This window comes from Yinghuangia sp. YIM S10712, from assembly GCF_051388935.1.
In the GTDB taxonomy this organism is placed as follows: Bacteria; Actinomycetota; Actinomycetes; order Streptomycetales; family Streptomycetaceae; genus Yinghuangia.
Genome location: NZ_JBPKBI010000012.1, coordinates 53,462 through 53,720, shown reverse-complemented (window position 1 = coordinate 53,720; position 259 = coordinate 53,462). Strand labels below are relative to the sequence as shown.

The following is a 259-nucleotide window of genomic DNA, read 5'->3' as shown; positions in this document are numbered from 1 at the left end:
GGCCGGCTTCGCGCCGGCCGCACCGACCACCGCCGCCCGCACACACGCGCGGCGCACGATGGTCAACCGGACGAAGCCCTGCCCGTCCGAGGACACGGTTTCGACCCATAGGTGCATGAACTCCTCGCTGTCACTGAAGGGTTCGTCGAAGTAGTCCTCTTCGAAGAGCCATTCCACATGCTCCGGCACAGCGGCGGTGCCGTCGCCGTACAGCCGGTTTGCTGTGGCTCGGACGGCGTCGACGAGCGTGTCCACCGTG

Annotated in this window: 1 pseudogene; it reads right to left on the bottom strand. The window is 67.6% G+C overall.

The window, feature by feature from the left end:
* Positions 1 to 259, bottom strand: a pseudogene (locus tag ACRX5W_RS22565) (hypothetical protein); the annotation flags it as partial.